This window comes from Corynebacterium sp. HMSC05C01, from assembly GCF_001807155.1.
GTDB classification, from domain to species: Bacteria; Actinomycetota; Actinomycetes; order Mycobacteriales; family Mycobacteriaceae; genus Corynebacterium; species Corynebacterium coyleae.
Genome location: NZ_KV787954.1, coordinates 184177 through 197549, shown reverse-complemented (window position 1 = coordinate 197549; position 13373 = coordinate 184177). Strand labels below are relative to the sequence as shown.

At 60.7% G+C, this 13373-nt stretch carries 13 protein-coding genes; 3 read left to right on the top strand and 10 right to left on the bottom strand.

All coding sequences use genetic code 11. From position 1 onward, the window contains the following. Positions 1-31: 31 nt before the first annotated feature. Positions 32-529, top strand: a complete 498-nt coding sequence (locus HMPREF3145_RS05715) for a hypothetical protein (protein WP_070422273.1) — start codon at positions 32-34, stop codon at positions 527-529. A 144-nt stretch (positions 530-673) separates the two neighbouring features. Here the strand turns inward: HMPREF3145_RS05715 and map are convergent, their stop codons facing one another. The 5 genes from map to dxr all read right to left on the bottom strand — a co-directional run bounded on the left by map (position 674) and on the right by dxr (position 7056). Further along, entirely contained in the window at positions 674-1573 is a 900-nt protein-coding gene (gene map / locus HMPREF3145_RS05710) for a type I methionyl aminopeptidase (protein WP_168162449.1), read from the bottom strand. A gap of 59 nt (positions 1574-1632) precedes the next feature. Continuing rightward, a complete protein-coding gene (locus HMPREF3145_RS05705) occupies positions 1633-3438 on the bottom strand; it encodes a penicillin-binding transpeptidase domain-containing protein (protein ID WP_070422271.1) in 1806 nt (601 codons plus the stop codon). A gap of 1 nt (position 3439) precedes the next feature. Beyond that, positions 3440-4603: a flavodoxin-dependent (E)-4-hydroxy-3-methylbut-2-enyl-diphosphate synthase gene (gene ispG, locus HMPREF3145_RS05700; RefSeq protein WP_070422393.1), complete on the bottom strand. Its 1164-nt coding sequence runs from the start codon at positions 4601-4603 to the stop codon at positions 3440-3442. 20 nt (positions 4604-4623) lie between these two features. Beyond that, positions 4624-5832 carry a M50 family metallopeptidase gene (locus tag HMPREF3145_RS05695; RefSeq protein ID WP_070422270.1) on the bottom strand — a complete coding sequence of 403 codons (1209 nt, stop codon included), beginning with the start codon at positions 5830-5832 and terminating at the stop codon, positions 4624-4626. Positions 5833-5895: 63 nt separating this feature from the next. Then, a complete protein-coding gene (gene dxr, locus HMPREF3145_RS05690) occupies positions 5896-7056 on the bottom strand; it encodes a 1-deoxy-D-xylulose-5-phosphate reductoisomerase (protein WP_070422269.1) in 1161 nt (386 codons plus the stop codon). Positions 7057-7252: 196 nt separating this feature from the next. Here dxr and HMPREF3145_RS05685 point away from each other — a divergent pair, with 196 nt between their 5' ends. Next, complete coding sequence (locus HMPREF3145_RS05685; RefSeq protein ID WP_083279402.1) at positions 7253-7741, top strand: DUF2631 domain-containing protein; 489 nt, start codon at positions 7253-7255, stop codon at positions 7739-7741. 75 nt (positions 7742-7816) lie between these two features. Here HMPREF3145_RS05685 and rlmN read toward each other — a convergent pair whose 3' ends face one another. From rlmN to frr, 3 genes are read right to left on the bottom strand one after another with little or no spacing between them, the layout of a single operon-like run. Then, entirely contained in the window at positions 7817-8920 is a 1104-nt protein-coding gene (rlmN, locus tag HMPREF3145_RS05680; RefSeq protein WP_070422268.1) for a dual-specificity RNA methyltransferase RlmN, read from the bottom strand. Between the two features lie 55 nt (positions 8921-8975). After that, positions 8976-9884, bottom strand: coding sequence for a phosphatidate cytidylyltransferase (locus HMPREF3145_RS05675; protein WP_070422267.1), 909 nt, complete (start codon positions 9882-9884; stop codon positions 8976-8978). Position 9885: 1 nt separating this feature from the next. Next, positions 9886-10443 (bottom strand): ribosome recycling factor, encoded by a 558-nt coding sequence (gene frr, locus HMPREF3145_RS05670; protein WP_070422266.1) that lies wholly within the window; start codon positions 10441-10443, stop codon positions 9886-9888. Positions 10444-10517: 74 nt separating this feature from the next. Here frr and HMPREF3145_RS05665 point away from each other — a divergent pair, with 74 nt between their 5' ends. Further along, the gene (locus HMPREF3145_RS05665) at positions 10518-11597 is read left to right on the top strand and encodes an amidase family protein (protein WP_101732651.1); all 1080 of its coding nucleotides are present in this window, start codon (positions 10518-10520) and stop codon (positions 11595-11597) included. Here the strand turns inward: HMPREF3145_RS05665 and pyrH are convergent. Both pyrH and tsf read right to left on the bottom strand, forming a co-directional pair. Then, on the bottom strand, positions 11586-12269 hold the full coding sequence (pyrH, locus tag HMPREF3145_RS05660) for a UMP kinase (RefSeq protein ID WP_070422390.1): 684 nt from the start codon (positions 12267-12269) through the stop codon (positions 11586-11588). The two genes, HMPREF3145_RS05665 and pyrH, sit on opposite strands and share 12 nt — an antisense overlap. A 225-nt stretch (positions 12270-12494) precedes the next feature. After that, positions 12495-13313: a translation elongation factor Ts gene (tsf, locus tag HMPREF3145_RS05655; protein ID WP_070422265.1), complete on the bottom strand. Its 819-nt coding sequence runs from the start codon at positions 13311-13313 to the stop codon at positions 12495-12497. Positions 13314-13373: the final 60 nt, after the last annotated feature.

Genomic DNA, 13373 nt, shown 5'->3' with positions numbered 1-13373 from the left:
TTCCAACTCACATTTCGAAAGAAGGAAAAAGATGCGTAACTTCCGCACCGCTGCAGTTGCTTCCGCAACCGCTCTGACCGTCTTCGTTGGCGGCACCGCTATCGCTTCCGCTCAGGATGCGGACAAGCCGGCGACCCCGAACACCAACGCTTCTAGCCAGGAGAACGGCCAGGACAACACCAAGCAGGACGACAAGAAGAAGGGTGACAAGCAGGTCATCTTCGTCGGCAAGCAGGAGGGCGACAAGTCCTTCGGTGAGGTCATCTCCGACGGCACCAAGGGTCTCTTCGACGGCAAGGGTTCCTCCAAGTACTTCAACCAGGAAGTTGATGGTACGCCGGATGCTGAGAGGCCGTTCTACCCGACCGATGCTTTCGGCAAGAAGACCAACCCTGAGGCTGTCCCGCAGTGGGCACGCTACTGGATCGACGGCACCATCGTCGCTGGTATCGGTGCTCTCGTCGGCCTCGTGATCGCTGGCATCAACTTCGCTTCCTACAACGGCTTCATCCAGCTGCCGAAGTTCTAAGTCAACTTCGTCGTAGGACGATAGAAACCCGCTGCTCCGGCAGCGGGTTTTTGCTTTGGCCGGTGCTGGCCCTTGCAGCATACAAAAGTGTGCCCCGCAGGGAACGTTCCCTGCGGGGCACATATGCATCTACCAGTGCGACGCCTACTCCCCCAGCATGTGCTGGCCTGCTGCTACATCGGCGTCCGGGATCGTGAGAATCTCGTTGCCATCGTCAGTGATCACGATGGTGTGCTCGAACTGCGCGGTGTACTCACCATCGACGTTCTGTACCGTCCAGCCGTCGTCCCACACGGTGTACGGCAACTCACCCAAGTTGATCATTGGCTCGACGGTCAGCGTCATTCCCGGCTCGAGAACATCCGTGTAGGCATCCGAGTCATAGTGCAGGACGACGAGGCCGTTGTGGAACGTCGTGCCCACACCGTGGCCGGTGAAGTCGGTAACCACGTTGTAGCCGAAACGCTTCGCGTACGCCTCGATCACGCGCCCGATGACGTTGATCTCGCGTCCTGGCTTTGCTGCCTTGATGCCACGCATCATGGCCTGGTAGGTGCGGTCCACAAGGTCCTTGTGTTCCTGTGCAACCTCGCCCGCGAAGAACGTGGCGTTGGTGTCGCCGTGCACACCGTTCTTGTATGCGGTGACGTCAATATTGACGATGTCGCCCTCCTGGATCACAGTCGTATCCGGGATGCCGTGGCACACAATCTCATTGAGCGACACGCAGGAAGACTTTGTAAAGCCTCGGTAGCCAAGCGTGGACGGGTATGCACCATGCTCGATGAGGTAGTCGTGCACAATGCCGTCAATCTCATCGGTGGTTTTGCCCGGCGCAACCGCCGCACCGGCAAGGGCAAGGGCGTTCGCGGCGATCTTGGATGCCTCGCGCATCGCTTCAATCGTCTCGGGGGTTTGGATGACCGGTTCGCCGACGTTTTCTTGGACGTCGTCTTTCCAGGCGTACTCCGGACGCTCAATGTGCTCCGGGACCTTACGCACTGGGGTTGGTTTACCTGGTGTTAGTAGTCCTCTTGGATTCATAAAGGCCATGGTAGTACCGCAGCCAAATTGGCCCTGCGGCAGCTAGCCAGCTTTCTGATCTATCCCAGCGGCAAGTTGGCAAGCATCGTGTTCGTCAGCGCGACTGCCGCTTCAGAACCACCGCCGAGGACCACCAGGGTTGCAAACGCGATGTCGTCTTCCACGCGGTAGCCGGTGAACCAGGAGTGGGACCCACCGTTGATTTCGGCCTCGCCGGTTTTGCCGCGAATATCGCCGCCGGCACTCATGCCGCCTGCGGTACCGCCCGGCCCGGTCACGGCAGCCATGATCTGGCGCAGCTGATCGATCGCTTCCGGTGGAAGGGGCTGCACGTCCTCGCTGAGTTTCGTTTCCTCGCCCTGCACCAGGTACGGCACCGGCAATGACCCACGCGCGGCCGTCGCAGAAACCAGTGCCATGCCGAAAGGGCTGGCAAGGTCAAGGCCCTGGCCGTAGCCGGCCTCAGTGCGGTCGAGGGGCTCCTCCCCGACCGGGATCGAGCCAGTGATTGTCTCTACCCCTGGGATCTGCATATCGACCCCGAGACCAAACTGCTTACCCACGTCCTGCAACTCACCTGGGGCGAGACGCGTCGACATGTCCGCAAACGTGGTGTTGCACGAACGCGCAAACGCCGTCTCCAACGGCACGGTGCCGAGGCTGAAGCCTCCGTAGTTGGTCACGATGCGCCCATACAGGTTCATCGGGCCCGGACACGGCACCGGCGAGCCTGGTGTGAGCCCTTGCCGTGCAAGCCCCGCCGCTGCGGTGATGATCTTAAATGTCGAGCCAGGCGGGTACTGGCCCATCGTCGCCAGATTGCCTTGCGCATCCGCAGCCGGGGTCTGCGCAATAGCCAGAATCCCGCCCGTAGACGGCCTGATGGCCACAATCATGGCCTGCTGCCCGGCAACGGGTTCGAGCGCACGCTCAGCGGCTTCCTGGACGCGGTGATCCAAGCTGATGTGCACCGCCGGCGCCGGTGCGGGATCCTGACGGGTGATCTCCTCGTACGACGCACCATTTTCGTTGACAATGTCGACGCTCCAGCCGGAATCACCAACCAGATCATCGCGCACCAACTCGCCCACGCGCGCCATAATGTCGGGCGCGAAACCCGGCTTTGCGTTGACCATGGCGGCTTCTTCGTTGAGCCGGACACCGGGTTCGTCGCTAAGCGCTGCTTCAACAGCATCTCGCGCTGCTGCCGGCACCACCGCCACCGAATACACACCGGAGGCGCGCTCGAGCTCGCCCTTCAACGTGTCTGCATCGCGCAGTGGCACGCCACGGTCCTGCTCGTGCGCCCGGGCGAGAGCGCCGCTGATCGCAGATGCCGCAGCACCGGCGGTGCGCATCTCGTTGGTATCCACCAACACCCGATACGCGATGCCGGGCTTTAACAACTCCACCCCATCAGAGGACACGACACTCGCCTGTGCGGGTGCGATCGCGCGCAACTCCAAATGCTGGTGTGCCCCCAGACGCGGGTGCAACACCGACGGCTGCCAGCGCACAGTCCACTTCTCGCCAGATTGTGTCAGCGTCATCTGCGCGTCGTACTTCAACTCGCGATCGCGCGGCAATTGCCACGCCAACTCGTACGTCGCGGTGGCCAGGTTCTCCTCCTGGCGCACATCTTTCAGCGTCGCCGTGACGTCTTCTGCCTGCAAACCATCCCAGGTCGCGTTCGTGGAATCAGCCGCGGACGTCGGATTGTCAATCGCAGACGACTCGACGTCGCGACGCTCCAGCGCCTCCAAAAACGCACTCGCTGCTGGCTCAGCATCATTGGGGCGCGGGGTGCATGCGCTTATCGACGACGCAAGCACCACCCCGGCAACAACTGCGACGACACGACGCATACTAGCGGGTGACCTTGACCTCAGCCTTGGCGCCAGCGACCTCCTCGAGGCCCTGCTCCTCAGCAATACGCAGCGCGTGAGCAATCAGCGTTTCCACAATCTTGGACTCCGGCACGGTCTCCACAACCTCGCCCTTGACAAAGATCTGGCCCTTACCGTTGCCGGAAGCCACACCAAGGTCAGCGTCGCGCGCCTCGCCCGGACCGTTGACAACACAGCCCATGACGGCCACACGCAGCGGGAACTCCATGCCATCCAGGCCAGCGGTGACCTCCTCGGCCAACTTGTACACGTCCACCTGGGCGCGACCACAGGACGGGCAGGAAACGATCTCCAACTTGCGCGGACGCAAGTTCATCGACTGCAGAATCTGGTCACCGACCTTGATCTCTTCCACCGGGTCAGCGGAAAGAGACACACGAATCGTGTCGCCGATACCCTGCGACAACAGGGCACCGAAGGCGACGGACGACTTAATCGTGCCCATGAACTTCGGACCAGCTTCCGTCACACCGAGGTGCAACGGGTAATCCGTCTTCTCTGCCAACTGGCGGTACGCCTCGACCATCAGCACCGGGTCCGAGTGCTTTACGGAAATCGCAATATCGCCGTAGCCGTACTCTTCGAACAAGCCAGCCTCGTAGATCGCGGACTCCACCAGCGCTTCTGGCGTGGCCTTGCCGTACTTCTCCAGCAGGCGCTTATCCAGCGAGCCACCGTTGACGCCGATACGGATCGGGATGCCTGCGTCACCGGCTGCCTTTGCAACCTCCTTGACGCGGCCGTCGAACTCCTTGATGTTGCCCGGGTTCACACGCACAGCTGCGCAGCCGGCGTCGATCGCAGCGAAGATGTACTTCGGCTGGAAGTGAATATCGGCGATCACCGGGATCGGCGACTTTGCAGCAATTGCTGGCAACGCTTCCGCATCGACCGTCTTCGGGCACGCGACACGCACAATGTCGCAGCCAGCCGTGGTCAACTGCGCAATCTGCTGCAAGGTGGCGTTGATGTCGTGCGTCTTCGTCGTGGTCATCGACTGCACCGTGATCGGGTGATCGGAGCCAACACCGACACCTCCAACCATCAGTTGGCGGGTCTTACGACGTGGGGCCAGGGTGGGTGCCGGACCTTCAGGGATGCCTAATCCGATGGGGGTACTCATGGTGGATAACTCTAGCACCGTCACCCAAAAAGATTGACGGGGTTGACCACGTCTGCCGCCATCACCAACACACCGACAACAAGCAGCAGCGCCGCCATGAAATAGGTCAGTGGCATCAGCTTCTCGTAGTTTGCCGGGCCGGCTGGTGGCAGGCCACGGAGTCGTCGCAAAGCATTGCGAATCTTCTCGTAAATCACCACCGCAATATGCCCACCATCAAGCGGTGGAAGCGGCACGAGATTAAACAACGCCAGAAAGAAGTTCAGGCTGGCCAGCATCATCCAAAACGCCGGCCACTGGTCGCGTTCCACCAGCTCACCGCCGGTGCGCGAGGCCCCAATCACACTGATCGGGCCCTCAATGTCGCGCTCCCCGCCGAAGATCGACGCGACAACCCCCGGGATCTTGCCCGGAAATGCCATCAACCCGTCAACAGATGCTCGAAGCATCTGACCGGTGAACTTGGCCGTCGCCGGCACCGCCTCGACAGGCCCGAATTGCTTCACCGCATCCTTGACCGGAGCTGCGGCGATGCCCACCGCGCCGACGTCGATACGCTCGCCCGTCGAAGGATCGATGCGCTCGACCCGCGCCACGGGGAGATCAATGCTTTGCGACGACCCACCGCGCTCCACCTCAAGCGCGACCGTCTCCCCAGGACGCTGCGCAACATAAGTACGCAGGTCCGCGAATGTCTCGATTGGTTCGTCGTCGACCGCCACCAAAGTGTCGCCGACGCGCACACCCGCTTGGCCCGCAGGACCAGGTCCGCTGCACTCCGCCAGAGTTTTCTCATCCACCTGGTCGGCAACACAGACGACCTGGCCCACCTTCGGGGTGAAATCCGCGTACGGGTTCCGGATACCTGATGAGACAGCAACCCCAAAAATGATCACGACGCCGATCAAGATGTTCATCACGATCCCGCCGGAGAGCACCGCAATACGCTGCGACGCAGGCTTTTTCACCATCGCGTGTGGCGCTTCCTCCTCGGTGACCGGATCCATCGCCGTCATCCCGGCAATGTCACAGAACCCACCGAACGGCAGCGCAGCAACCCCATACTCTGTGCCGCCCCGTTTCACCGACCACAACGTTGGCCCGAAACCGACGAAAAACCGGCGCACCCGCATGCCAAACGCACGCGCAGTGAACATGTGGCCTGCTTCGTGCAGCGCAATCGAAGCAGTGATTGCAAGCGCGAAAAGCACAATCCCCAACACACTCATCGCGCGTCACCCCACAGCACACACAGCGAAGAGGTGCGGGCACACCGCCCGCACCTCAAGGGTCTAACGCTCAATGCGCGCAATCGCCGCGGCGACTCGCTCACGCGTACGGGATTCAACCCGCATCACATCAAACACATCGCTCGGGACTGCGGCGAACTCGTCGGCCTCGTCGAGGACCTCCCCGATAATGTCCACGATCTCCGGGAACTTAATGCGACCCGCGAAGAACGCCTCTACCGCTGCTTCGTTAGCAGCGTTGTAAATAGCCGGGTACGGATCACCCTTCTTGGTCACCTCACGGGCCAGACGCACAGCAGGGAACACCTCGTTGTCCAGCGGCTCAAACTCCCACGAGAATGCCTGCGAGAAATCCAACGGCTCCTGCACATCCGGCACACGGTTCGGCCAATCCAGCGCGTGCGCGATAGGCAGCTTCATCGACGGCGGCGAAGCCTGTGCAAGCGTTGCACCGTCCGTAAACGTGACCAACGAGTGAATCACGGACTGCGGGTGAATCGTGACGTCGATCTTGTCCGGATCCATGTCGAACAACATGGCCGCCTCAATCAGCTCAAGGCCCTTGTTCACCAGAGTCGAAGAGTTAATGGTGTTCATCGTTCCCATCGACCAGGTCGGGTGTACCACGGCTTCTTCCGTGGTCACCTCCATGAGACCCTCGCGCTCCCAGCCACGGAACGGACCACCCGATGCGGTAAGAACAAGGCGAGCGATTTCGCTACGGCGAGTGCCGCGCATGCACTGCGCCATTGCCGAGTGCTCCGAATCAACCGGAACAATCTGACCCGGCTTTGCAGCATCGAGCACGATACGGCCACCAGCCACAAGCGATTCTTTGTTAGCCAACGCAAGTGTCGCATCCGAGCGCAGCGCAGCCATGGTTGCCGGCAGGCCCGAGGCACCAACGAGTGCGTTGAGCACCACGTCGGCCTCCTGCGACTCAACGAGCGCAGCAGCGGAGTTCTCGCCAGTGATCACGTAACCACCAAGCGCACGGGAGACTTCCTTCGCACCCTCAATATTGCGCACGGCAATCTGGTCGGCGCTCAGGCCAAACTCCTGCGCCTGCTCAATGGCACTCTTAGGATTGGCGCCACCAATGGCAATCCCGACAATGTTGAACTTGTCGCGGTTTTCGCGGATCACCTCCACAGCCTGTGAGCCAATGGAACCGGTCGAACCTAAAATTACAACGTTTCGCACGCAACCATTGTGACACGTTTTGATTCATTTCGGCACTTGAACAGGATTAAACCCCCGAGGTGGTGCGAAAGTTTGAACACATTGGGGGCTATTGTCACCTTTTTCGCGCTCTGTGTGCGATGATGGGCAGCGATAGTTTCATCATTTCCAGGTGATCGTGTTTGCGATCGATCCCGTGTTAACAAGGAGCGTTGCAGTGGCCCACGCAAAGGAAAGCGCACCCCAGGTGTACAACGGTGTATCCGAGGCTGACGTCCCGTCCGCCAAATTTGGTTGGAGTGCGCTGAGCGACCGCGCTATCCAGCTGGCAGGTTGGATTTCCGTCGCGTTCCTCGTCGCCTACAACTTTGGCAACCACCAGGGCCACGTTGAGACCATTTGGCTCATCGCACTGGCCGTCCTCATTGCTCTCGCCCTGATCCTTCTGGCTACCAAGCCGAAGCTCAACCAGGTGCGTACCGTGACGTCACACAACAAGCCGGTCGGCTACGTGGAGCGTGACTGGACCTACGACCAGGCCACCCTCTCCGGCGATGTCTACGAGTCGCTGACCGATAGCCAGCTGCGCGCCCTCAACATCGAGCCGAGCCGTGTTGCACACCTGCGCAACGCCGCACCGGCACAGGCACGCGAAAACGTAGAGGTCATCGAGGTCGAGTCCAAGACCGGCAAGCACGCCCTCTAAATTCTTTTCGACGAAATACCGCCGCACCTTCCAACGAAGGTGCGGCGGTATTTTCATGCCGTCTGCCTGAGCGGACTAGCCAGTCTTTTCGTCGGCTGCCAACTGCCCGCAGGCAGCCGCGATCTCCTGGCCCTTGGTGTCGCGCACCGTGCAAGGCACGCCTTGGGCGATCACACGGCGGACGAACTCGTCCTGCCGATCCTTCGGCGACGCATCCCACTTCGATCCCGGTGTCGGGTTGAGCGGAATGAGATTGACGTGCACCAGCGAACCCAACGCGCTGTGAAGCTTCTTGCCCAACATGTCAGCGCGGAAGTTCTGATCGTTCATGTCGCGAATCAAGGCGTACTCAATGGAGACACGGCGCCCCGTCTGGTCCGCGTAGTAGCGGGCCGCATCAAGCACTTCGGCTACCTCGAAGCGGTTGTTGACCGGGACCAACTCGTCGCGCAATTCATCGTCCGGTGTGTGCAGACTCACTGCGAGTGTGCAGGACAGCCCTTCATCCGCGAGCATACGAATCTGCGGTGCAAGTCCGACAGTGGATACCGTCACGTTGCGCTGGGAGATGCCGAAGCCAGCAGGCGACGGCTGCGTAATCTGGCGAACAGCAGAGACCACACGCTTGTAGTTAGCCAGTGGCTCCCCCATCCCCATAAACACAATGTTGGATAGGCGGGAGCCTTCTGCCTCCATCATTGCGGCCGCAGCGCGCACCTGGTCCACGATCTCCGCGGTGGACAGGTTACGGTCCAGGCCACCCTGACCGGTCGCACAGAACGGGCATGCCATGCCGCAGCCAGCCTGCGAGGAGATGCACAACGTCGCGCGACCTGGGTAACGCATCAGCACCGACTCCAGCAAGATGCCATCGTGCAGACGCCACAGCGTCTTCGTGGTATCACCGTTGTCGGTCTCCACGGTGCGCACGGGGGTCAACAACGTGGGAAAAAGTGCGTCCTTGACAAGCTGACGCTGGTTCTCGGGCAGATCCGTCATCGTCAGCGGATCTGCCTCAAACTTGCCGTAATAGTGACGCGCGATCTGATCAGCACGGAACTTCGGCAGCCCGAGTTCCTTCAACGCGTCGATTCGCTCCTGTGCCGACAGATCAGCGAAGTGCTTCGGCGGCATGCCACGCTTTGGGGCGAGCAGTTTGATCTCGGGAAAATCACTCATAGTGCGCCCCATCTTTGCATGTCGCACGAATGTTTTCGAATTACTAGGTCTGTGCTTAGGCGCTCATAAGCGTGATGGTCGTGAGCAAGATGTAGGTCGCCGCTGCTGCGGGAAGCATCCCGTCAAGTCGATCCATGATGCCACCATGCCCTGGCAGCAGGTTGGACATGTCTTTGATGCCCAGTTCACGCTTGAACTGGCTTTCCACCAAATCTCCCATCGTCGCGCAAATCACTAAAGCGATGCCGAGCACTACGCCCATCCACCACGGGCCGTGAATGAGCAGCGTGACCACCAAGATGCCGGTAATACTTCCGGCAACGATCGACCCAGCGAAGCCCTCCCAGGACTTGTTCGGGCTAATTGCCGGCGCCATCGGGTGCGAGCCAAACATCACGCCTGCAGCAAAACCACCCACATCACTGGCAACAACGCACAGCATGAACGCCACAATGTAGGCGGAACCATCCACCCCACCTTGGCTAATCAAGGAAATCATTGCGGCGAACGTGCCAAACAGCGGAATCCACGCAAGCACGAACAGACTCACTGCCGTGTCGCGCAGGTAATTCTCTGGTCGCTTATTCCTGCCCTGGTGGAACATCCCCCAGAACATGACAACGAGAACGGTGAAGGCAAAACCCGCCACGAGCCCTGTAGTGCCATACGGCACGGAGGACCACAGCATGAGTTGGGCCATGATGATCAGCAGTGTGCGCGGCTGCTGGTAACCAGCTTCCCGCAGCCGGGTCATCACCTCCCACATCGCTCCTGCTACAGCGACGGCGACAAGTGGGTACCAGGCTTTGGGCCCCACCCATACGGCGGCAATGACAATCGCGCCGAGCACAACACCGGTCGTAATGGCGGTCGGCAGATCACGCCCCGGGTTGTTCTTCGGCTTCGGCGCATGCACCGGCCAGCGGCTCGGCGTGGCGCGCTCCTCCTGATCAGCAGCAGGCACGCTAGACCTCCAGCAGTTCGGCTTCCTTACGCTGAACGATCTCATCGACCTGAGCAACGTAGGACTGGGTGGTCTTGTCCAGCGCCTTCTCGGCGGTTACGACCTCATCCTCACCAGCGTCGCCGTCTTTCTGAATCTTCTTCAGCGCTTCCATGCCCTGGCGACGGATATTACGGATGGCAATCTTGCCGTCCTCGCCCTTCTGCTTCGCCTGCTTGACCAGGTCACGGCGGCGTTCCTCGGTGAGCTGCGGGATAGACACACGGATGACCTGGCCGTCATCCGTCGGGTTCACACCGAGATCAGAGTTACGGATTGCGTTCTCGATCTCACCCATGGTGGACATGTCGTACGGCTTGATCAGCAGCATGCGCGGCTCCGGCACGGAAATCGTCGCCATCTGGTTAATCGGCGTCGGTGCACCGTAGAAGTCAGCCATCACACCGTTGAACATCGCCGGGTTCGCACGTCCGGTACGAATCGTGGCCAACTCGTCACGAGCGTGCTCAACAGAGGCGGTCATGCGCTCTTCGGCATCCAGCAATACGTCATCAATCATGGGGAAAACCCTACCTTTTCTCTATTCGGCGTCCCTACTAACCTACCAGCGCGACTGGCACCTACACTGGCGCCATGCTGCATCCCGCGTTCACGTTGCCCCCAAGCACACACACGCGGCCGCGCCCAAACGTTGGACGTCTGGCTGGTTGGCAGATTCCGGTCAAAGACGGCACCGACGTTGCTGGCATGACCACTACCCACGGCAGCCCTGCACGCGCCTACACCGCAACAGCAACCGATCCGTTTATCTCCAATCTTTTGGCGCAGGGCGTCGCCATCCACGGCAAGACGCTGACCTCGGAGCTGGGCGCGACCTGCTACGCAGAGCGCCCTGACGTTCCCGTGCTCGAGTCGCCGGCCTACCCCGGCTGCACCCCAGGTGGCTCTTCTACTGGCGCCGCAGTTGTGGTGGCCGACGGCACCGTTCGCGCCGCACACGGCACCGATGCCGGCGGATCCATACGCGTGCCAGCTGCAGCGTGCGAGATCGTCGGCTTCAAACCCGCAAGCAAAGGTATCGCCGCACATGGGTTTCTCACTCAGGACGTCGCGGACCAATTCACGTTGTGGGGTTGGCACCGCCGCATCAAAGGCAAGCGGCTCCGAATCGGTGTGCTTACCGACGGTATCTTCGCGCGGCCGGATGTGGAGGATCGGCGAGGTGCGCTCGTCGAAAAGCTTGCGAGTGCTCTCGACTTTGAAGTGGTGCAGCTCAAGCCGTATCGCGAATCGCTGGAAACCTACGCCCACTTCACGACCACAATCACCGCGAGTTTCAACCTGACGGATCCGCTCGACAGCGGATACATCGGCTGGCTCGTCGAGCAATCCCACAAGCTGACCAACAGCGACCTTGACGCCGCCGAGCAACACCGCCGGGATTTGCCTCACCTCATCGCCTCCCAATGGGACGTCGATGTAGTGCTCTCCCCCACGCTCGCATTCGCACCACCCCGGATCGGCTATTTCCCCTCTCTCACGCCAGAAGCGAGCTTCCACGCGCAAACCGAATGGTCACCGTGGTGCTCGCTGTACAACATGCTCGGCACCCCTGCGATTGCACTCGGCGGGGTGCACCTTGGCAGCCTTACGCTCACCGGGCCGGAACTGCTCACGGTGGCGCAGCATTTTGAGACGCTGTTAGGCGACTAGCGTACCTACCTGCTCGCCGCCAACCGCGCGGGCGATGTTTCCTTCCTTGAGCAGGTTAAACACCAGGATCGGCATGTTGTTGTCCATACAGAGACTAAATGCGGTGGCATCCGCAACCTTGAGGCCAAGTTCAATGACCTCGCGAGGAGAAATCTCGGAGTAGAGCTTCGCATCGGGGTTCTCGCGCGGGTCGGAGTCGTAGACACCGTCCACACCCTTAGCCATGAGCAGCACCTCGCAGCCGATCTCCAGCGCACGCTGCGCGGCCGTGGTGTCCGTGGAGAAGTACGGCATACCCATACCCGCACCGAAGATGACCACGCGGCCCTTCTCCAGGTGGCGTGCTGCACGCAGTGGCAGGTACGGCTCTGCAATCTGCGCCATGTTAATCGAAGTTTGGACGCGGCAATCGATGCCCATCTGCTGCAAGAAGTCCTGCAGCGCAAGGCAGTTCATGACAGTGCCGAGCATGCCCATGTAGTCCGAGCGCGCACGGTCCATGCCGCGCTGCTGCAGCTGAGCGCCGCGGAAGAAGTTGCCGCCACCGATCACGACAGCGACCTCGGTGCCGGAGCGCGCGACATCTGCGATCTGGCGGGCGACGGACTCGACTACGTCGGGGTCGATGCCAACCTTGCCGCCGCCGAACATCTCACCCCCCAGCTTCAGCATGACTCGCTTGAAACCTGTGCGGTTGGGGTTGAGGTCAGTCACCGAAAACGCTCCTTTGCGCGGATCAGCCAATTGCAAAATGTTCGGAACCGATCTTAGCCACGCAACGCGTTGAGTTCAGAACTGCTTGCTTAACGACGACAACCCCGCACCACCCGTCCCCCTAATCGGGACAGACAGTACGGGGTTGCACCGCGTGTGAGGCTATGAAACCTCTCGCCTGGCTTATGCCTGGCCGACCTCGAAGCGGACGAAGTCGGTGATCTCGATGCCGTTCTCGTCAGCGAACTGCTTCACGGTCTTCTTGGAGTCAGCCAGCGACGGCTGGTCGAGCAGGACAACGTCCTTGAAGAAGCCACCCATGCGGCCCTCGACAATCTTCTCGATGGCAGCTTCCGGCTTGCCCTCGTTGCGGGTGATCTCTTCCTGAACCGCACGCTCCTTCTCAACAACGTCGGCCGGGACAGCCTCCTTGTTGAGGTAACGAGCCTTCATAGCAGCGATCTGCAGAGCCACCTGGTGTGCAGCCTCAGCGTTGTCACCGTTGTAGGCAACGAGTACGCCAACTGCCGGCGGAAGGTCAGCAGCCTTCTGGTGCAGGTACTTGGCAATGTTGTCGCCTTCGATGGTGGCAGCGCGACGCAGCTCGAGCTTCTCGCCGATCTTTGCGGAGAGGCGCTCCAGCACCTCGTGTGCGGTCTCACCGTTGACGTCGGCCTTTGCCAGCTCCTCCTGGGAGTTCGCCTTCACTGCAGCAGCAGCCTCAGCGATCTGGTTGGCGATGTCCTTGAACTCCTGGTTCTTCGCCACGAAGTCGGTCTCGGAGTTGATCTCCACGATGGTGTTGCCGGAAACAGCAACGAGGCCCTCGAGGGCGTTGCGCTCAGCGCGCTTGCCCACGTCCTTCGCACCCTTGATGCGGAGGTTCTCAACGGCCTTGTCGAAGTCGCCGTCGGTTTCCTCGAGTGCCTTCTTGCAGTCGAGCATGCCGGAGCCGGTGATCTCGCGGAGCTTCTTGACGTCAGCAGCAGTGTAGTTCGCCATATTGGGCGATCCTCCTCGTGAAAGTTTTACGTAAAGGTATTCAACCGTTTCAAGCGTAGC

Excerpts from the sequence above, each read along its gene's own strand:
- HMPREF3145_RS05715 (WP_070422273.1), top strand. The coding sequence starts at position 32 with ATGCGTAACTTCCGCACCGCTGCAGTTGCTTCCGCAACCGCTCTGACC.
- map (WP_168162449.1), bottom strand. The coding sequence starts at position 1,573 with ATGAATCCAAGAGGACTACTAACACCAGGTAAACCAACCCCAGTGCGT.
- HMPREF3145_RS05705 (WP_070422271.1), bottom strand. The coding sequence starts at position 3,438 with ATGCGTCGTGTCGTCGCAGTTGTTGCCGGGGTGGTGCTTGCGTCGTCG.
- ispG (WP_070422393.1), bottom strand. The coding sequence starts at position 4,603 with ATGAGTACCCCCATCGGATTAGGCATCCCTGAAGGTCCGGCACCCACC.
- HMPREF3145_RS05695 (WP_070422270.1), bottom strand. The coding sequence starts at position 5,832 with ATGAGTGTGTTGGGGATTGTGCTTTTCGCGCTTGCAATCACTGCTTCG.
- rlmN (WP_070422268.1), bottom strand. The coding sequence starts at position 8,920 with ATGAGTGATTTTCCCGAGATCAAACTGCTCGCCCCAAAGCGTGGCATG.
- frr (WP_070422266.1), bottom strand. The coding sequence starts at position 10,443 with ATGATTGATGACGTATTGCTGGATGCCGAAGAGCGCATGACCGCCTCT.
- HMPREF3145_RS05665 (WP_101732651.1), top strand. The coding sequence starts at position 10,518 with ATGCTGCATCCCGCGTTCACGTTGCCCCCAAGCACACACACGCGGCCG.
- pyrH (WP_070422390.1), bottom strand. The coding sequence starts at position 12,269 with ATGCTGAAGCTGGGGGGTGAGATGTTCGGCGGCGGCAAGGTTGGCATC.
- tsf (WP_070422265.1), bottom strand. The coding sequence starts at position 13,313 with ATGGCGAACTACACTGCTGCTGACGTCAAGAAGCTCCGCGAGATCACC.